This window comes from Streptomyces sp. bgisy159 (assembly GCF_965341775.1).
Classification (GTDB): domain Bacteria; phylum Actinomycetota; class Actinomycetes; order Streptomycetales; family Streptomycetaceae; genus Streptomyces.
The window spans coordinates 26193-44603 of the sequence record NZ_CBDQZH010000053.1 but is presented as its reverse complement, the minus strand read 5'-3'; the positions used below and the strand labels follow the sequence as shown (position 1 = coordinate 44603).

The window sequence follows — 18411 nt, the reverse complement described above, 5'->3', positions numbered from 1 at the left end:
GTGTGCTGGTCCGGCAGGTCGATCAGCGCCAGGCCCAGGTCCGGGCGGTGGGTCTTGGCCAGGGCCGCCGGGCTGTCCCGCACGATGACCTCCAGCGTCGGCCACACTCGCCCCTCCAGCAGGTGCCCGCCCCTGGTCGTACCGTCCGAGAGACCCAGTACGGCGTGCAGGTGCGGGGTCGGGCCGTCCTCGCCCACGGCGATGTCGCCGAGCAGCGACAGCACCTCGCACTGCTCGTCGACCGGGATTCTCCGGTAGTCCTTCTCCCCGCGGTCGAACCAGCCCACCGCGGCCCGGGAGAAGGCCCCCACGGCGGTCACCTGCGACGCCCCCAGTGACTGCTCCCGGGCGAACCGCGTGAGCGCGCCGACGGCCTCCTCCCCCTCGTCGAGCACCACGACGAACACCGCACCGGGTGCTCCCTGCACCTTCTGCCACTTCATGCCCCCGCGAGTACCCGGCCGCCGGGGCGCCACGCCGCCGACGGCGCCCGCCCGCGCCGGGAGCCCCTCGGCGGGGTGGGCGCTCATGCGGGGCAGGCGCTCACGCGGAGCAGCCGCCGGAGGCTTCGCCGGGACGGGCAGGCTGTGCGAGGGTGTGGCCCGGTCGTAGGCGCGTACGGGGGTGGCTGTGAGCGAGGTGCTCTACCAGGAGCGGTCGTGGAATCCGCTGGCGCGGGTCGTGGAGCTGGCCGAGGAAGGGCTGCGCAGGGGCGGCAGGGTCACGCCGCTCGACGAGCTGAACCTCGCGGCGATGGCGGAGGCGTACCTGCGGGGCCACTGGCTCGGGGGCGGCGGCGCGGAGCGCCCGTTGGAGCGGCTGGCGGAGGGGACCGGGGTGGTGCCGGTCACCCGGGTCACCGGCAGCGCCACCCCGGTGAAGGTGCGACAGGCCGCCGAGTTCGCCCGCGCGCTGGGCGAGTTGGCGGTACGGCGGTGCGGTGGCCCCGACCAGGTCGGGGCCCTCGCGGACCGCGCCCGGGCCGAGGGGGTGCCCCTGTGGATCGCGCGGCGGTACGCCTCCGGCCCCGCCGGGCCGGTCACCGTCGCCGTGGACCGCCGCCTCGTCCGCGTCGATGTCTGGGGGCCGCACGCCCCCGTCGTACGGCTCCGCGCGCCGCACCGCTTCGACCGGGACTCGCCGCAGCCCGCCAAGGGCCTGCGGCTGACCGTCGGCGACGCGACGGCGCAGCTCAGTCTCCGCAAGAAGCTGCGCAAGTCGAAGAGCACGGTGGAGGTCCGGCTGCCCGGGCAGGCGCACTGGGTGCTGCGGCGGGAGGACGCCCTGAGTTCCTGGCTGCTGCGCGACGGGCGACGCGTCGCCCTGCTGACCCGTCCGGCGCGCCGGCCCGCGCTCGATCCGGGCGAGGTCCTGCTGCCGCTGGCCCCCGTGCGGTACGAGAGCGCCGATCCGCTGGACGCGGTGATGGCGCAGGTCTTCTCCGTCGCCTTCGGGCTCGGCGACACCACCGGTCACGCGCGCTTCCCGTCGCAGCGCCGCCCTGCGGCCACCGGCGAGCCGCTCGCCGCCGACTGGGCCTGGGACCGGCCCTGGTTCAGCAACCTCGGCAGCGACGGCCAGGACAACGAGTCCGGCGGCGGCGACGGGTGGGGCGCGGACGGCGGCGACGGCGGTGACGGCGGCGGGGGCGGATTCGGCGGTGACGGCGGTGACGGCGGCGGCGGTGGTGGTGACGGCGGCGGCGACTGAGGCCGCGGCCGGGCCGGCGGCGACGGCTGGGGTACGGACGGCGGTGACGGCGGCGGAGGCGGCAGTGGTGACGGCGGCGGCGACTGAGGCCGCGCCCGGGCCGGCCGCGCCCGCACGGTCCGTCGGGCGGGTCAGGCGCGCGGGGGCGGCGCGGGGCGCGGGTGGGTTTCGTACATGCGGGTCGCGACGAGCAGGCCGGAGGCGGCGGTGAGGGCGGCGACGGCCCAGATCGCGCTGGTCAGGCCGTAGGCGTCGGCGAGGGCCCCGGCCAGGAGGGCGCCGACCGCGAAGCCGCCGTCGCGCCAGAGCCGGTAGACGCCGACCGCGCGGGCCCGCCAGGCCGGGTGGGCGACATCGCCGATGACGGCGAGCAGCGTGGGGTAGACGAGCGCGGTGCCGGCCCCGAGGAGGACCTGCGCGGTCGCCCAGACGGGGAACGTGGTGCCGAGGGCGACCAGCGCGATCGCCCCGGCCTGCAGCAGCATGCCGGCGGTGATGAGGTGCTTGCGTCCGACGCGGTCGGACCACCATCCGGTGACCGGCTGCCCCAGCCCCCACACGGCCGGGTAGAGGGCGCCGAGGACGCCGATGCGGGCGACCGACAGGCCGTGCGCGGCGAACAGCAGGGGGAACACGCCCCAGGCGAGCGCGTCGTTGAGGTTGTTGACCAGCCCCGCCTGGCTGGCGGCGGACAGCGCCCGGTCCCGGACGCTGGTGAGCCAGGCGATCCGGCCGGTGGTCAGGTCCCCGTGGTGGCCGGGGCGGTCGGGGCGGTGGCGTACGGCCTCCAGGCGGGCGTGGTCGCGGGTCTCGCGGACGGCCAGGGCCGACAGGCCGAGGCCGAGGGCGGCGTAGGCGATGCCCAGCAGGAACGGCTCGGGGCGCAGTCCGGCGTGGGCGGCGATGGCACCGGTGGCCAGAGCGGTGACGGCCAGCGCCCCGTATCCGGCGGCCTCGTTGAGGCCCATGGCGAGGCCGCGCCGCTCCGGGCCGACCAGGTCGATCTTCATGATGACGGTGGTGGACCAGGTCAGCCCCTGGTTCACGCCGAGCAGTACGTTCGCGCCGACGACCCAGCCCCACGCCGGGGCCCAGATGAGCAGCAGCGGCACGGGCAGGGCGACGAGCCACCCCGCCACCAGGACCGGCTTGCGGCCGTAGCGGTCGCAGAGCGCACCGGCGAAGAAGTTGGTCACCGCCTTGGTGGCGCCGAAGGCGGCGATGTAGGTGAGGGCGGCGGTGTAGGCGGAGAGCCGGAAGACCTCGTCGGCGAGCAGCGGCAGCACGACGCGTTCCTGCCCGAGTACGCCGCCGACCAGGGCGTTGACCGCGACGAGCAGGACGAACTGGGGCAGGTTGGCACGCAGGCCCAGCCGGATGCCGGCCGCTCCTTCGGCGACGCCCATGCCGTGCTCGCCTCCTTCTCGCTCCTTCGGCGCGCTTCTCTTGCGCCACGATCGCCTCTACGATATTCCATGGATTTATGGAGGATGAGATGGGAGCAAGGGGACCAGTGGGAGCGGCCGGACCAGCCGGAGCGGCCCGAGCGGGAGCCGAGGGCAGGGCGGACGCGAAGGCGCGGCTCTACGACGCCTTCGCGGTCGGCGGCAAGGCGCTCGCCAGCGGGAAGCGACTGGAGCTGCTGGACCTGCTGGCGCAGGGCGAGCGCACGGTCGACTCGCTGGCCAGGGCCGCCGGGCTGAACCTGACGACGGCCTCGGCGCACCTGCAGACCCTCAAGCGGGCCGGGTTCGTGACGACGCGGCGGGAGGGCGTACGCATCCACTACCGGCTCGCCGGGGACGACGTCGCCCGGCTGTTCGCGCTGCTGCGCAAGGTCACCGAGACCCACCGGGCGGCCGTGACCCCGGCCCGTGCGGCGTACCTCGGTGCGGACGGCGCGGCGGAGCTGCGCCGGGAGGACCTGCGGGTCCGGGTGGCGGCCGGAGACGTGGTGCTGCTGGACGTACGGCCGGCCGAGGAGTACCGGGCCGGCCACATCCCCGGCGCGCTGTCCATCCCCGTCGGCGAACTGGCCGACCGCATCGGGGAGTTGCCCGAGGGCGCGGAGATCGTCGTCTACTGCCGGGGCGAGTACTGCGTGCTCGCCCACGACGCGGTGCGGCTGCTCGCCGACCGCGGCCGACGGGCGATCCGCCTCCACGACGGCATGCTGGAGTGGCGCCTGGCCGAACTGCCGGTGGAGACGGCGGCGGACCCGACCTGAAGCCCCCCGCCCCTCGCCCGTGTCCCTCCTTCCACCCTCGCTCGTTCCCCTCCCCGTTCCTCCCCCGCCTTCCTGCCGGCCCCCAACCCCTCCCGCTCATCCCCGTGAAGGAGCCCGCCCCGTGAAGGAGCCCGCCCCGTGACGAGCACCGCTCCCGCCGAGAGCGACATAACGGCCCGGCACCCCGAGGCACAGCGCCGCATCCTCACCGTCCTGGTCGTCTCCCAGGTCCTCAGCGGCGCCGGACTGGCCGCCGGGATCACCGTGGGGGCCCTGCTCGCCCAGGACATGCTCGGCTCGACGGGGCTCGCGGGGCTGCCCAGCGCCCTGTTCACCGCCGGGTCGGCGCTCGCCGCGGTCGGTGTCGGGCGGGTCTCGCAGGCGCGCGGGCGAAGACCGGGGCTGGCCGCCGGGTATCTGACCGGCGCGGTGGGCGCCGCCGCCGTCATCGTGGCGGCCGTCGCCGACAGTCCCGTCCTGCTGTTCCTCGCCCTGTTCGTCTACGGCGCCGGCACCGCCACCAACCTGCAGGCGCGGTACGCCGGGGCCGACCTCGCCGCCCCGGCGCACCGGGCCCGCGCCGTCTCGACCGTCCTGGTCGCCACCACGCTCGGCGGCGTCGTCGGCCCCAACCTGGCGTCACCCACCAGCGACCTCGCCCACGCCCTCGGCATGCCGCGCCTGGCCGGGCCCTTCCTGCTGGCCGGTGTCGCCTACGCGCTGGCGGCCACCGTCCTCGCCGTGTGGCTCCGCCCCGACCCGCTCCTGCTCGCCCGCACCCTCGACGACCGGGGGCAACAGCAGGCGACGGTGGCGGCGAGGCAGGTGGAGGCGGCGGAGGCGGTGGGGTCGGCGGGAGCCGCGCAGGCGGCGGAGGCCGGGCAGGACCCGCCGCCCCTGCCGCCCGCGACGCCCTCGCCAACTGCGGCGCCCACGCCGGCCGCCGCGCCCGCGCCACCCGCAGGAGCCGAGCGCCGTCGCCCCACCGTCGTCCTGGGCGCCCTCATCATGATCGTCACTCAGCTGGTGATGGTCGCGATCATGACGATGACGCCGGTCCACATGCACGACCACGGCCACACCACCGCCGCCTCCGGTTTCGTCATCGCCGTGCACGTCGGGGCGATGTACCTGCCGTCGCCGCTCACCGGCTGGTTCGTGGACCGGTACGGCCCCGTCGCCGTCGCCGCCGCGTCCGGCGTCACGCTGCTGGCCGCCGGTCTCCTCGCCGCCGCCGCGCCCGGCGACTCCGTCGCCCCGCTGGCCCTCGCGCTGGCTCTGCTCGGGCTCGGCTGGAACCTCGGCCTGGTGTCCGGCACCGCGATCATCACCGACGCCGTGCCCCTGGCCACCCGGGCCCGGACCCAGGGCCTGGTCGACGTCTCCATCGCCGTGGCCGGCACCACCGGCGGCCTGACCTCCGGCGCCGTCGTGGCCGCCGCGAGCTACCCCGCCCTCGCCCTCACCGGCGGCGTCCTCGCCCTCTCCGTCCTCCCGTCCATCGCCGCCACGGCCAGCCGCCGCTGAGCGCCGCACCCCGGCGGCCGACCGACCACGTGCCACTCTCCGGCAGCCGTCCGGCCCGTTTCCGCCGGACGGCCACGGACGGCACAGGCTGGGTACTAAGGTGCCGCTGAGTACTGAGTGTGTGGCACGTCACACCGGGTCCGCTCGCGAAAGGTGAGGCACAGCGACCCGTGTCCGGCGTGCGCGAGTGGGGGTGGGGCCGTGTACGAGTTGACCAAGGGCGCCAATGTGGGGCTGGCGACCCTGAGCGGGGACATCGACTCCGTGATCGTGAGTCTGGACTGGAGCAGTCCCACCGGGGAGGGTGACGCGGATGTCTCCGTGCTGCTGCTCGACGCGCACGGCAAGGTGCGCAGCGACACGGACTTCTACTTCTACAACAACCCGGTGGCCGCCGACGGGAGCGTACAGCTGCTGGGCAAGGCGCCCACGGGGAGCGGTAACAGGGACCGGATCAGCTTCGACCTGACGGCGGTTCCGCAGGACATCTCCCGGATCGTGGTCGCCGCGAGCCGGTACGAGGGGGCCCGCTTCGACGAACTGACCGACCTGCGGCTGACGTTGACCGACGGCTCCGGCGAGGGACTGATCAGGTTCGCCATCGACGACGCGGACTCGGTGAGCGCCTTCATCTTCGGCGAGCTCTACCGCCGGGGCGGCGAGTGGAAGCTGCGTGCCGTGGGCCAGGGCTACGAGGCGGGTCTGGCGGGCCTGGCGACGGACTTCGGCGTCGACATCGACGACGACGCGGAGGCCGAGGAGGCAGAGGAAGCCGAAGAGGCGCTGGAGAGCGCGGCGGACGACGCCCCACCGAACCCTCCCGCCCCCGCCTCCGCCCTCTGCGCCCCGACGGTCCCGGCAGATCCGTCGGCCTCGACCCCCGGACCGGACACCGGACCCCGGCCCCATCGGCCGTCCGGCTCCCCCGGGAAGCCGGCGCTGGGCGCCGTCCCGGCCCCCCGGCGGCCCGAGGAGGACACGGCAGCGGGCAAAGCGGCGTCCGCGCGGCCCCGTACCGCCAAGAAGAAGGTCACCTTGCCGAAGGTGGTCAAGAAGTCCCTGGCGGAGAACGACTCCTGGAGGCAGGCCAGGCTCTTCCCGGTGTCCGCGCTCAAGAGCGACCGGGACCGCGAGACACGGGCCACGTCCGTCCTGTTGTCGGTGATGGCTCAGATCCCGGAGTTCGGCCGGAGGCTCATTGCCGGGTTCGGCGCACCGGCGGGCCGTGTGGAGACGTTCACCGAGGTCTCGCTGCCGCACGGCGACACCCCGCGGCGGCCTGACGGGGTCATCCGCGTCGAGCGGGCGGGCAAGCTGTGGACGGCGCTGGTCGAGACGAAGACCAACGGCAACGCCCTGAAGCCCGAGCAGGTGCAGGCGTACATGGACATCGCCGCCCGCCGGGGTTACGAGGCCGTCATCACCCTGTCGAACGACGTCGCGCTCGAAGGGAGCCCGCTGGTCGACGTCAGGATCGACCGGCGGCGCAAGCACAAGGTGGCGCTCTGGCACCTGTCCTGGGCCGAGGTCGCCCACCAGGCGCAGATGCTGATCCGGCACGAGGGCGTCGGCAACCTGGCGCACGCCTGGCTGCTCCAGGAACTGCTCCACTACCTTCAGCACGAGAACTCCGGCTGCCACGGCTTCCAGAACATGGGAGCGGCCTGGGTCCCCGTACGCAACGGGATCGACGACGAGACCCTCTGCAAGGGCGACCCCCGCGCCCTGGAGGTGGTGGAGAGCTGGGAACGGCTCATCCGCCAGGTCTGTCTCCGGCTCGGCGGTGAACTCGGGCAGAAGGTGCTGCCGGTTCTGCGCTCCAAGCGCGGCAGCGACCCGCGTGAGCGCCGGGCACAACTGGCCGACCGGCTCTGCCTGGAGGGACGGCTCGACGCGGAACTGCGGATCGAGGGCACGCCCGGAGTCGTGTCGGTGATCGCCGACCTGCGCACAGGCAAGCTGCGCACCTGTATCGAGGTGCCCGCGCCGGACCAGGGATACCCGCTGAGCTGGGCGAAACGGCTGGTGCGCCGGCTGGCCGAGGCGCCTGCCGACCTGCATGTCGAGACCGTGGTGGAGGGGGAGGAGGGCGGGCCGCGCGGCACCCTGGAGCGGCTGCGGCCCGAGCCCGCGGACCTCCTCCCCAAGGACGGCGTGCGGATCACCGGTTTCCGGCTCTCCCTCTTCAAGGGCATGGGCAGCACCCGCGGCAACGCCGAGTCCGGTTTCATCCGCAGCGTCGACGACGCCGTGCACCGCTTCTACGCGACCGTGGTCGCCCGGCTGGACCGGCCGTCCCCGAGGCGGCCGGCCGACGCGGCGGACCGCGGAAGGGGCTGAGGGCCCGGCGCCCACCCGGGCCTGTCGCGCGTTCCCGCCGCGCCGCGATGCCTGGCACGGCACCTCGCCACGTTGGGATGCCGCCCGCGTACGGCCCGTACGCGGGCGGCCTTCCGCTGAGCAAGCTCTTGGCGAGGAGCGCCCGGACCGTGCCGTTGACCTGTGCGGTGGTCGTCGCGACCCCCTGTGGTAGCTTCGCGGGCGATGTAAGTGCGCGCAAGAAGTGACTGCATCAGAGATGTCTCTTCTTCGGAGCGGGGATTATGGAGGGGGAGGGCCCTGTCGATGCCGCTCACGGGAGACGAGGCGAGCGAGGTCCACCGCCGGTATCTGAGCGCCGTGACGCTGCACGGCCAGGCCGGGGCCCGGGCCTGTGGCCTCGGCGCCACCGACCTGTACGCGCTGAACATCCTTCGGCTGTCCGGGCCGATGTCCCCCGGCGAACTCGCCTCGCGCACGGGGCTGACGACCGGTCCGACGACCCGGCTGATCGACCGGCTGGAGCAGGCCGGGTACGCCCGCCGCGCCCCCGATCCCGGTGACCGGCGCAAGGTCGTCGTGGAGCCGCTGGGCGAGCCGGCCGAGCTGGACCGGGTCCTGGAGCCCGCGCGGCGGAAGGCCGCCGAGATCCTCGCGGGCTACACGCCGGAACAGCGCGACGTCCTCTTCGACTACTTCGCCCGCGCGACGGAGGCCTACCGGTCGGCGGCCGACGAACTGCGCCGTCCCGCGGGTGACGGCTGAGCCCGGCGGCCGACGACCTGCGCCGTCCCGCGGGTGACGGCTGAGCCCGGCGGCCGGCGAACCGCGATGCCCGGGAGGCGCTGGACGAGCCCGGCGGTCGGCCGGCGAACCGCGCTGCCCCGAGGGGTGACGGACGAGTCCGGAGCCCGTCCGCGCCCCTCCGATAACATGTCCGAACTCACGACGTACGCCCGAACATCGCCCCGTCCTCCACAGTCCTCCGCCGGAACGACGGGGCGTCCAGCGCGACAGGCGACCCGCCCCGACCCCCACCTCTCACCATCGGCCGAAAAATTGATACCCATAGCATCGCGGTTGCTCTCCCGAATACGCCGCACGAACCCGCACCCCGCGGTGCGCCGGACACGGGTGGTCCTGTGGACCACGGCGAGCGCGGTGGTCCTCGGGTTCCTGGTCGCGCTGGAGACGACCGCCCGGCACTACGACCTCCGGGGTCCGCTCACCAGCCTGGGCCGGGAGCTGGTGCTCCCGCCGAAGTCGGGCTTCGCCCTGTACGCGGCGATGGCCCTGATGCTGGTGGTGCTCACGCGGCGGGAACGGCTGATCGCGGTGGGCGCGGCGGTAGCCGTCGACGTGGGTTTCCTCACGGTCCGGTGGGCGGTCGGCGCCGACCTGACCGCCGGTCACCCCTTCGGCAACGGCGCGCTGTGGGCGATGCTGGGCTGCGCCGTCGTCGCCCTCACGCGCCGCACGGGCCCGGACCGCACCCTGCTGCTGAAGGGCGCCGGTCTGGGGCTGCTGCTGGTGGCAGGGCGCAAGACGGGTGACACCTGGCTGCTGATCACGTCCGCGACCCGGCCGACGGTGCTCGACCAGTACGTGGCGACGGCCGACCACGCGCTGGGCAACCCGTCGTGGCTGGTGGGACGGGCGCTCACCGCCAGCGGCACGGTCGGCGCCCACGCGCTCAACTACGTCTACGCCCAGCTCGCGGTCGCCGCGGTCGTCGTCGCCCTCTACCAGCTCCGCGACGTCGCGACCGAGCGCCGCTTCCCGGGCCACTACATCGTGCGGACGTTCCTGGTGATCGGGCTCCTCGGGCCCGCCATCTACATGATCTTCCCGGTGGTCGGCCCGATCTACGCCTTCGGCACCGGAAACGAGCACTGGGCGTTCGCCCACCTGTGGCCGCCGACGCCGTCCACCGAGCCGTGGGCGGTCGCCGACCTGTGGCCGGACACACCGACGCCGGTCACCACCCCGCACCCGATGCCCTTCGACACGATCACCCCCCGCAACTGCATGCCCAGCCTGCACACGGCGTGGGCGACCGCGATCTTCATCCACACCCGCCGGGGTCCGCGCGTCCTGCGCGCCGCCGGCACGTTCTGGCTGATCGCCACCCTCACCGCGACCCTGGGATTCGGCTACCACTACGGCGCGGACCTCGTCGCCGGCGTCGTCTTCGCGATCACGATCGAGGCGGGTCTGCGCGCGCTCGACCGGGGCTGGGACCGGTCGGCCACCCTGCTCGTGGCCCACGGCACGGCGGTCTTCGCCGCGATGCTGCTGTCGTACCGCTACCTTCCGCTGGAGATGGCGGAGTACGCCTGGCTGGCCGGGCCGCTGCTGATCCTCGCCATGGTCTCGGTGATCGTCGGCTACGTCCGCACCACCGCCCGATGGAAGCCGGAACCCGTACCGGCGGCGCAGCCCGCACAGCCCGGCGTCGAAGTGATCCGCCAGCGGCAGCCGCACCCCGACGAGAACGCGTCCGACGAGGCGGTCCCCACGGCCGGCTGAGCGGGGCCGGCCGGGTCCGGCGGGTCCGTGCTGAACCGGGCGGGGCGCGCTCGGTGGGCGGGCCGGGCGAACGGCGCCGGTGACGATCACCTCAGAAGTGGCCCTGTTCGGGATAGAAGCCACTCGGGGTGACGACGGTGCCGGTCTTGCCGGCCAGGATGTCCGCCGCGTCCTCCAGGGCGCCGATCGCGGCCATGTCGCCCGTGGTCTCCACGAAGCGGCACACCGCCTCCACCTTCGGGCCCATCGAGCCCGCCGGGAAGTCCTCGGCGCGCAGCTGCGCCGGGGTGGCGTTGTTGACCGGCTCGGCGTGCGCGGTGCCGTAGCCGCGCATCACCGTGGGGACGTCGGTGAGCAGGAGCAGGGCGTCCGCCTCCAGGGTCTCGGCGAGCAGTGAGGCGGTGAGGTCCTTGTCGACGACCGCCTCGACGCCGGTGAGCCGGCCGTGCTCGTCCCGGATCACCGGTACGCCGCCGCCGCCCGCGCAGACCACGGTCGCCCCGGACTCCAGCAACTGCCGGATCAGCCGGGTCTCCACGACCCGCCGGGGCTTCGGCGAGGGCACGGTGCGCCGCCAGTACTCGCCGTCCCGGCGCACGGTCCAGCCGTGCCGCGCGGCCAGCGCCCTGGCCTCCTCCTCGCCGTAGACGGGGCCGACGAACTTGGTCGGGTTCGCGAACGCGGGGTCGGCGGCGGACACCAGCGTCTGGTTGAGCAGGGCGGCGACCTGACGGCCGGGCAGGACGTTCTGCAGGGACTGCAGCAGCCAGTAGCCGATCATGCCCTGGGTCTCGGCGCCGAGGACGTCGAAGGGGTACGGCTTGCTCAGCGAGGCGTCCGCGGCGCTCTCCAGGGCCAGGACGCCGACCTGGGGGCCGTTGCCGTGGGTGACGACGAGCTGGTGTTCCGCCGCGATCGGGGCGAGGGCCCGCATGGCCCGGCGCACGCCGGCCAGCTGGACGTCGGCGTCGGGGCGTTCCCCGCGCCGCAGCAGGGCGTTTCCACCGAGGGCTACGACAACGCGCATGGTTCTCCCTAGGGAGTGAAGTGGAGTGGAGTGAGGGGCTGGGGTGGAGGCGGGGCGGGCCGCGCGGGTCAGTCGCCGAGGGTGGCGACCATGACCGCCTTTATGGTGTGCAGCCGGTTCTCGGCCTGGTCGAAGACGACCGACCGCTCGGACTCGAAGACGTCCTCGGTGACCTCCAGGGCGGTCATGCCGGTCTTGCGGAAGATGTCCTCGCCGACCCTGGTCTCCCGGTTGTGGAAGGCGGGCAGGCAGTGCAGGAACCTGACGTCGGGGTTGCCGGTGGCCTTCACCACGTCGGAGTCGACCTGGTACGGCTTCAGCAGGGCGATGCGCTCGTCCCAGACCTCCTTGGGCTCACCCATGGACACCCACACGTCGGTGTAGAGGAAGTCCACCCCGGCCACGCCCTCGGGCACGGACTCGGTGCGGGTCAGCCGCGCTCCGGTGCGCTCGGCGATCCCGGCCGCCTCCTCGAAGACCTCCGGGGCGCTCCACAGCTGCCCCGGGGCGACCATCCGGACGTCCATGCCGAGCATGGCGCCGGTGACCAGCAGGGAGTTGCCGAGGTTGTTGCGGGCGTCGCCGAGGTAGGCGAACGAGATCCGGTTCAGCGGCTTGCCGGAGTGCTCCCGCATGGTCAGCATGTCCGCGAGCATCTGGGTGGGGTGCCATGTGTCGGTGAGCCCGTTCCAGACCGGCACTCCGGCGTACGCGCCGAGCTCCTCGACGAGGGCCTGGGAGCTGCCCCGGTACTCGATGCCGTCGTACATCCGGCCCAGCACCCGCGCGGTGTCCCTCATGGACTCCTTGTGACCGATCTGCGAGCCGGACGGGTCGAGGTACGTGACATGGGCGCCCTGGTCGTGGGCGGCGACCTCGAAGGCGCAGCGGGTGCGGGTGGAGGTCTTCTCGAAGATCAGCGCGATGTTCCGGCCCACCAGCCGGGGGCGTTCGGTGCCGGCCCGCTTGGCGGCCTTGAGGTCGGCGGCGAGGTCGATGAGGGAGGTGAACTCGCGCGGGGTGAAGTCGAGTTCCTTGAGGAAGTTGCGGTGGCGCAGGTTGGCGGCCATGGCGGTGTCTCCTGGGTGGGTCGTGCGGGCTGTCCGAGGCGGGAAAGGGGCTGAGGGAAGGGCCCGAAGGGGAGGGTCCGAAGGGGAGGGCCCGAAGGGAAGGGGCGGCCGAGGTACGGGGCCGAGGCCGCGGTCAGGGGCCGGTGGGCGTGGCGTCCACCGCGTCGCGCTCGATGGGGCAGCTCATGCAGCGCGGGCCGCCCCGGCCGCGGCCGAGTTCGGAGCCGGGGACGGTGAGCACCTCGACGCCGTGGTCGCGCAGCATCTGGTTGGCGACCTCGTTGCGGGAGTACGCGATGACCTTGCCGGGGCTGACGGTCAGCACGTTGCAGCCGTCGTTCCACTGCTCGCGCTGGGCGGCGTAGGAGTCCTGCTCGGTGCGCAGCACCCGGACCGACCGGTGGCCCAGGGCGTCGGCGACCTCGTCGAAGAAGGACCGGTTCTCCCGGACGGTGAGGCCGGTGGGGCCGCCGCCCGGGGTGAGCGTCCAGGACCGCAGGGTGGCCGGGTCGAGTTCGCTGTAGAGGGTGAACACGTCCCGGTCGACCATGGTCATCACGGTGTCCAGGTGCATGCACGAGCGGGCCTTGGGCAGTTCGACTGCGATGACGCGGACCGCGGCGCCGGCGGTGAACAGCGAGCGGGCCACGAGGTCCACACCGGCCGGCGTGGTGCGCTCGCTCAGGCCGATCACGATCGCCCCGTTGCCGATCACCTCGACGTCGCCGCCCTCGATGCAGGCGGGGGCCTGCGCCTCGCCCGGACTCCACAGCGGGATGTCCTGCCCGGCGAACATCGGGTGGAAGCGGTAGACGGCCTCGTAGTGCACGGTCTCCCGTCGGCGGGCCCGCATCGTCATCGGGTTGACGGACACGCCGCCGTACAGCCAGCACGAGGTGTCCCGGGTGAACAGGTGGTTGGGCAGCGGCATGAGGAGGAAGTCGTCGTCCGCCAGCGCCTCCAGGCCCAGCGTGCGGGGGACGGCCGTCCCGGCGAGGGCCTTGAACTCCCGCTTGTTGATGCCGCCGATCAGATGGTCGGCGAGGGTGTCGGCGGGCAGGTCGTACAGGACGTCGTGGGCCGGCCCGGACAGGCTGCCGCCGATCCGTTCCTGCCGCTCGTCCAGCACCCGGCCGAGGACGAAGTCGAGGGCGCCGTCCTGCTTGAGGGTGTCGGTCAGCAGGTCCTTGAGCAGGTGCACCCGGACGCCGGCCTCCCGCAGCGTCCGCTGGAAGGTGCGGTGTTCCTCGCGGGCCTGCGGCACCCACAGCACATCGTCGAAGAGCAGACCGTCCTTGTTGGCGGGGGTGAGCCGCTGCATCTCCAGGCCGGGTTCGTGGAGGATCACCTGGCGCAGGACGCCGGCCTCGGAATCGACGTGGAAGGACATGGGGTCTCGCTTTCTGAGTTCTCGGGGCGGGTTCGGGGAACGGCGGGGCCGGGCGGGTCACCCGGCGTCCGCGTCGGGTGCGGCGGGCCGCACAGGGTCGGGAGCGGCGGGCTCCACCGGGACGGAGGCGGCTTCCGGCACCGCTTCGGGCCGGGCGCCGTACTCACCGCGGCGGCCCTTGACCCAGACGTAGACGACGACTCCGGCGAAGACCATCAACGTGCCGCTGAACACGGCGTCCCGGCCCGAGCCGTAGATGAGCCAGAAGGAGAAGGCGACCGCGAACACGGCGACGACCAGGTCACGGACGAAGGTCCGCGACGTCTTCCGCCCCTTGGCGATCAGCCAGAACAGCTGGACGCTCGTGCCGAGCAGGAACGGGATGGCCGTGGTCAGCGTGGTGAGCAGCACCACCGTCTCGAACACGTCGGCCGCACCGGCGTAGTTGACCAGGATCAGCGTCACCTTGAGGGCGAGCGAGATCAGCAGCGCGGCCCAGAGCGCCCCGTTGCGGCTCTGCTTGACGAACACCCGCGGGAACAGGCTGTCCTTGGCGACCGCGTAGGGCACCTCGGCGCAGACCGTGGCCCAGCCGATCAGCGCGCCGAGGCCGGACAGCACCGCCAGCGCGGAGACCACACCGCCCCAGGCGCCGCCGAACATGTTGACCATGGCGTCGGCGAACGGCGCCGAGGAGTCGACCAGTTGGTCGTGCGGCACGGTGCCGAAGATGACGACCGTGCTGAGGAAGTAGACCAGCGCACAGGCCAGGGTGCCGTAGATCCCGGCGCGGGAGACGTTGCGCTCCGGGTCGCGCACCCGGCTGGCCACGATGGCGGCGGTCTCCACACCGGAGTAGGCGAACAGCACCACGGCACCGGCCGAGGAGATCGCGCCGATCCAGGAGCCGCCGTCGGCGATGAACGGGCCGAAGTTCGCGGCCTTCAGGAAGAACAGGCCGACCACCGCGACGAACAGCAGCATGAGGAACTTCGCGCCGGTGACGATGGTCTGGACGAAGCCGACCCGCTGCAGCCCGGCGAGGTTGACGAGTGTCGGGACGCAGACGCCGACGACGGCCAGGGCGGCCTGACCGGGCTTGCTGTCCCAGTGCAGGAAGTAGTTGACGTAGCCGACCCAGGCCACGGAGATCGCGGCGTCGCCCGCCAGCACCGTGATGTAGTACGACCAGGCGCTGAGGAAGGCGGGGAACTCGCCGAGGCCGTGCCGGGCGTAGACGTACGGGCCGCCGGAGCCGGGGATGCGCGTGGACAGCTTGCCGAAGACGGAGGCGACGGCGAGTGCGCCGACCGTCACCAGGAGCAGGGCGACCAGGCTGACGGTTCCGTACCGCGCCATGGTCGCGGGCAGCAGGAAGATGCCGGTGCCGATGATGGAGCCGACCACGAGGGCCGTCGCCGCGGGCAGTCCCAGGCCGGCCGACGGGCTGTCAGCGGGCTTCGCGGATCCGGCCGGTGGGCTCGCCGGTCTCTCCGCGGGTGATGACGTCGTCGTCATGTCTTCTCCGTTCCGGCCCGAACGGGTCTGCGGCGCTTGTCCGTCGCGCCGTCCGTCCCGGCTCTCTTCCGTCCCGGCTCTCGTCCGTGCCGGCTCTGTGGGGCGCCGCCAGTCTGCGGCGGTGCGGGCCGTGGCGTCCGTGCCCGGGGACGGCGGCGTCGGCGCCCGGCGCGGGACCGGGGACGTGCGGCCGACCGGATCGCCGCCCGGTGCCCATCCGGTCGGCCGCATAGGTACGGTGTCGCCGGCCCGGGGCGGTGCCGGCGTCGCCGTCGGCTCGGTCGCCGGGCAGGCGGATGGCTATGCGGTGGTGGCGCCGGACGCGCCCCGGTGTCCGGGCGCCTCGTGCGGACACCGGCATACCCATGCACGGAGTGGGGCGCCGGACGGACGGCGTCCCCGGAGGGGAAGGTGAATACGTATACGACCGGCCTCGATGGCGGTGGCAGGCCCTGACACGCCCGGACGGTCCGAAGGTCCCCGGGATTCCGGTCCGGGAAGCCCACACGGCAGGGACCTGGGAGGCGGCGGCAGACGGGCTCGTCCGCGGGACGGTTGATCCGAGAGTCGGGGGAGACCTCAAGGAACGGCCGCCCCCCGCACAGGAGGTGGCTCAGTGCTCTCTCTGCTTCCCCCGGTCAGCCCCAGCCTGCGGCTGCCGGCTCCGTGGTCGGTGCTCGACAAGCCGGCGCGGCACCTGCTCAAGGAGGAGCGCACGGCCGACGCCCGGCGGTGGCTGTGGCGGTGGGCGCAGTCGGCCGCCCTGCCGGCCGGCCCGGCCGACTGCGAGCGGGCTCCGCGCGAGGTGGCCGGCGGGGCGCTGCTGCGGCTCGCCGTCGTCGGCCTGTGCTGCGACTGGCCCGACCTCGCCGCCGGCCCGGCGCACCGGCCGCCCGACGTCCCCCCGGAGCGGGTGACGCGCCTGTGGCAGGCGCTCTGCCTACGGCTGTACCGGCGGCCGACCGTACCGGTGGGCCCGGTGCTGACCACCTGGAACTGGCGGCCGGTCCAGCCCGGCGGCCGCACCGGCCGTCCCTGCCGGCCGTCGGACCTGCTGGTCCCCGGTGCGCTGCTGCCGCTCTACTGCTGGCCCTCGCCGGACGCGGCCCCCGACCTGGCCCGGGTGCTGACCACCCGGACCGCCCTGCTCGCCGCGTCCGCCGGTCTGCCCGGCACCGCGGCAGCCCTGGCCGCATCCGGCTGCCCCGCCGACCGGCTGGTCCCGGTGCTGGAGGAGGCGGACGCCGTCTGCGCAACCATCCGCGTGCTCCTGGCGGCCGCCCGGCCGGGGCTCGCCGGCGGCGCGGCCCGCCCCCCGGACTCCCCGGTGCAGCGGCGGGTACGGGAGCGCGTCCTCGCGCCACCGCCCGGCCCGCGCGGGCCGGCGCACCTCCCCGGTGTCCCGGTCGGCGCGCTGCCCCTCGCCCTGGAGGCCCCGTGGCTCCTCCTCGGCGGCGGCCCGGCCCGGCACACGGGCCCCCAGTGGTCCCCCCGCCACGGGGAGGCCGACCGCGAGCAGGCCCGGCTGCTGGCCTTGCTGCACACCGTGGGCCAGGATCTGGCCGTTCGCTGCCGGCGGCACCCCGCCGCCCGGGCGGCCCGCACCCGCGCCCTGGCCACCTGGCTGACCGCCGCCCGCGAACACGCCCACTGGACGGCGGCCGCCGCCCGGTACGGCGCCGAGCGGACCTCGGCGTGCAGCGCGGGTGCGGGAAGCCCACACTGGCCGTAGGGAGAGACGGCCGGGTGGGAGCGGCCGGAGGCCGTGCTCCGGCCCGGCCACCGTGTCGGAGCGTCCACGCGACCCCGTGAGACGCCCACGAGCCCACCTGCCTGCGAGGGAGTCCGGGAGGCGTTCATGACTGGTGCGGGAGGCCGTCGGCCGGTCGTTCTGGGGGTCGACCCCGATCCCGGGAAGCGGCTGGCGCTCGCCTGGGCCGCCGGCGAAGCGGCCCGGCGCGGCCTGCCCCTGCGGCTCGTCCACGCCCAGGGAGTGCCGACGCCCGGCTACCGGTCGGGGGAGACACGGCCGTCCTGGGAGCAGTGGAACCGGGCGCTGCACCGCGTCGGGGACGACGTCCTCGGGGAAGCGGTCGCGTTCGTCGAGTCCGGCTGGCCCGCGGTCGAGGTGTCGGCGCGGCTGGCGGAGGGCGAACCTGCCTGGGTCCTGCGCGAGGAGGCGGAGAACGCCGCCCTGGTCGTCGTGGGCTCCTGGCACCTGAGCCGGCGGCGGGAACTGTTCACCTCCGCCGCCGTGGCACTGCCGCTCAGCGCGCACGCGAGCTGCCCCGTGGTGGTCGTGCCGGAGCCGGAGCACGCCCCGCAGGAGCCCGGGTACTTCGTGGTCGGCGTCGACGGCAGCCCGCACTCGGCGGCGGCGGTCGACGTGGCGTTCGAGGAGGCGGCCCTGCGCGGAGCGTCCCTGCGGGCCCTGTACGCGTGGCACCCCCCGCTGCTGGGGGTCCTGGACGAGGACGCCGCGGTAGGGGAGTGCCGGCGCGTGCTGTCCGAGACGGTCGCGGGCCGCGCCGCGACGCGCCCGGAGGTGCGGCTGCACCACGAGGTCGTCCGCGGCCACCCGGTGCAGGTGCTGACGGAGGCCGCGGACAACGCCCTGGGCCTGGTCGTGGGCACGCGCGGGCACGGCGGGTTCACCGGCATGCTGCTGGGCTCCGTGAGCCAGGGCGTCCTCCACCACGCCCGCTGCCCCGTCATCACGGTCCCGGCGTGAGGCGGTCCCGGCACGAGACGGTGGCCGGCCGGGCCCGCAAGGCATCCCGGGTCGCGGGACCCGGCCCGTGGCCGGCCCGGGTGGTCCGAGGGCCGGTCCGGGTGGTCCGAGGGCCGGTCCGCCTCGTGGCCGTCAGCCGAACAGCCGGCGCACCCTGATCGTGTCGACCCGCCGCCGGCCTCCCCCGGGCAGCCGCAGCCACCCCCGCCCGGCCCCGGTGTCCCCGTCGTTCTGCCGTCCCGCCGCCGCGGTGTGCGACGCCCGGCGCCGCGGCGGGAGAACGGCGCCGCACCCCGGGCGCGCGCGGGCGTCCCCGCCCGCGGAGAAGTCGCCGCGGTGCCGCATGACCGGCATCTCCCCGGC

At 74.4% G+C, this 18411-nt stretch carries 15 protein-coding genes; 8 read left to right on the top strand and 7 right to left on the bottom strand.

Features of this window, described 5'->3' with window-relative positions:
* Positions 1-443: PPC domain-containing DNA-binding protein (locus ACSLTV_RS32170; RefSeq protein WP_432133683.1), on the bottom strand; the 443-nt coding region annotated here is incomplete at its 3' end.
* Between the two features lie 187 nt (positions 444-630).
* On the opposite strand from ACSLTV_RS32170, the gene ACSLTV_RS32165 reads away from it, so the two are divergent.
* On the top strand, positions 631-1710 hold the full coding sequence (locus tag ACSLTV_RS32165) for a hypothetical protein (protein WP_432133684.1): 1080 nt from the start codon (positions 631-633) through the stop codon (positions 1708-1710).
* Between the two features lie 131 nt (positions 1711-1841).
* On the opposite strand, the gene ACSLTV_RS32160 is transcribed toward ACSLTV_RS32165, so the two are convergent.
* Entirely contained in the window at positions 1842-3116 is a 1275-nt protein-coding gene (locus ACSLTV_RS32160) for an MFS transporter (RefSeq protein WP_432133685.1), read from the bottom strand.
* A 77-nt stretch (positions 3117-3193) separates the two neighbouring features.
* On the opposite strand from ACSLTV_RS32160, the gene ACSLTV_RS32155 reads away from it, so the two are divergent.
* From ACSLTV_RS32155 to ACSLTV_RS32135, 5 genes are all read left to right on the top strand, one after another.
* Complete coding sequence (locus tag ACSLTV_RS32155) at positions 3194-3937, top strand: ArsR/SmtB family transcription factor (RefSeq protein ID WP_432133686.1); 744 nt, start codon at positions 3194-3196, stop codon at positions 3935-3937.
* Positions 3938-4075: 138 nt separating this feature from the next.
* Positions 4076-5464 carry an MFS transporter gene (locus ACSLTV_RS32150; RefSeq protein ID WP_432133687.1) on the top strand — a complete coding sequence of 463 codons (1389 nt, stop codon included), beginning with the start codon at positions 4076-4078 and terminating at the stop codon, positions 5462-5464.
* A gap of 201 nt (positions 5465-5665) precedes the next feature.
* A complete protein-coding gene (locus ACSLTV_RS32145) occupies positions 5666-7804 on the top strand; it encodes a TerD family protein (protein ID WP_432133688.1) in 2139 nt (712 codons plus the stop codon).
* 285 nt (positions 7805-8089) lie between these two features.
* Positions 8090-8548 carry a MarR family transcriptional regulator gene (locus tag ACSLTV_RS32140; RefSeq protein ID WP_432133689.1) on the top strand — a complete coding sequence of 153 codons (459 nt, stop codon included), beginning with the start codon at positions 8090-8092 and terminating at the stop codon, positions 8546-8548.
* Positions 8549-8863: 315 nt separating this feature from the next.
* Positions 8864-10312: a DUF5933 domain-containing protein gene (locus ACSLTV_RS32135; RefSeq protein WP_432133690.1), complete on the top strand. Its 1449-nt coding sequence runs from the start codon at positions 8864-8866 to the stop codon at positions 10310-10312.
* Positions 10313-10403: 91 nt separating this feature from the next.
* On the opposite strand, the gene arcC is transcribed toward ACSLTV_RS32135, so the two are convergent.
* The 4 genes from arcC to ACSLTV_RS32115 all read right to left on the bottom strand — a co-directional run bounded on the left by arcC (position 10404) and on the right by ACSLTV_RS32115 (position 15317).
* Positions 10404-11339 (bottom strand): carbamate kinase, encoded by a 936-nt coding sequence (arcC, locus tag ACSLTV_RS32130; protein WP_432133691.1) that lies wholly within the window; start codon positions 11337-11339, stop codon positions 10404-10406.
* Between the two features lie 68 nt (positions 11340-11407).
* A complete protein-coding gene (gene argF, locus ACSLTV_RS32125) occupies positions 11408-12409 on the bottom strand; it encodes an ornithine carbamoyltransferase (protein WP_432133692.1) in 1002 nt (333 codons plus the stop codon).
* A gap of 133 nt (positions 12410-12542) precedes the next feature.
* Entirely contained in the window at positions 12543-13799 is a 1257-nt protein-coding gene (locus ACSLTV_RS32120; protein WP_432133693.1) for an arginine deiminase, read from the bottom strand.
* 57 nt (positions 13800-13856) lie between these two features.
* Positions 13857-15317 carry an amino acid permease gene (locus tag ACSLTV_RS32115; RefSeq protein ID WP_432133694.1) on the bottom strand — a complete coding sequence of 487 codons (1461 nt, stop codon included), beginning with the start codon at positions 15315-15317 and terminating at the stop codon, positions 13857-13859.
* A 616-nt stretch (positions 15318-15933) separates the two neighbouring features.
* Between ACSLTV_RS32115 and ACSLTV_RS32110 the strand changes: the two genes are divergently transcribed.
* Entirely contained in the window at positions 15934-17049 is a 1116-nt protein-coding gene (locus ACSLTV_RS32110; RefSeq protein ID WP_435613393.1) for a hypothetical protein, read from the top strand.
* 126 nt (positions 17050-17175) lie between these two features.
* Positions 17176-18048: a universal stress protein gene (locus ACSLTV_RS32105; RefSeq protein WP_432133696.1), complete on the top strand. Its 873-nt coding sequence runs from the start codon at positions 17176-17178 to the stop codon at positions 18046-18048.
* A gap of 132 nt (positions 18049-18180) precedes the next feature.
* On the opposite strand, the gene ACSLTV_RS32100 is transcribed toward ACSLTV_RS32105, so the two are convergent.
* Positions 18181-18393, bottom strand: a complete 213-nt coding sequence (locus tag ACSLTV_RS32100; RefSeq protein WP_432133697.1) for a hypothetical protein — start codon at positions 18391-18393, stop codon at positions 18181-18183.
* Positions 18394-18411 lie beyond the last annotated feature (18 nt).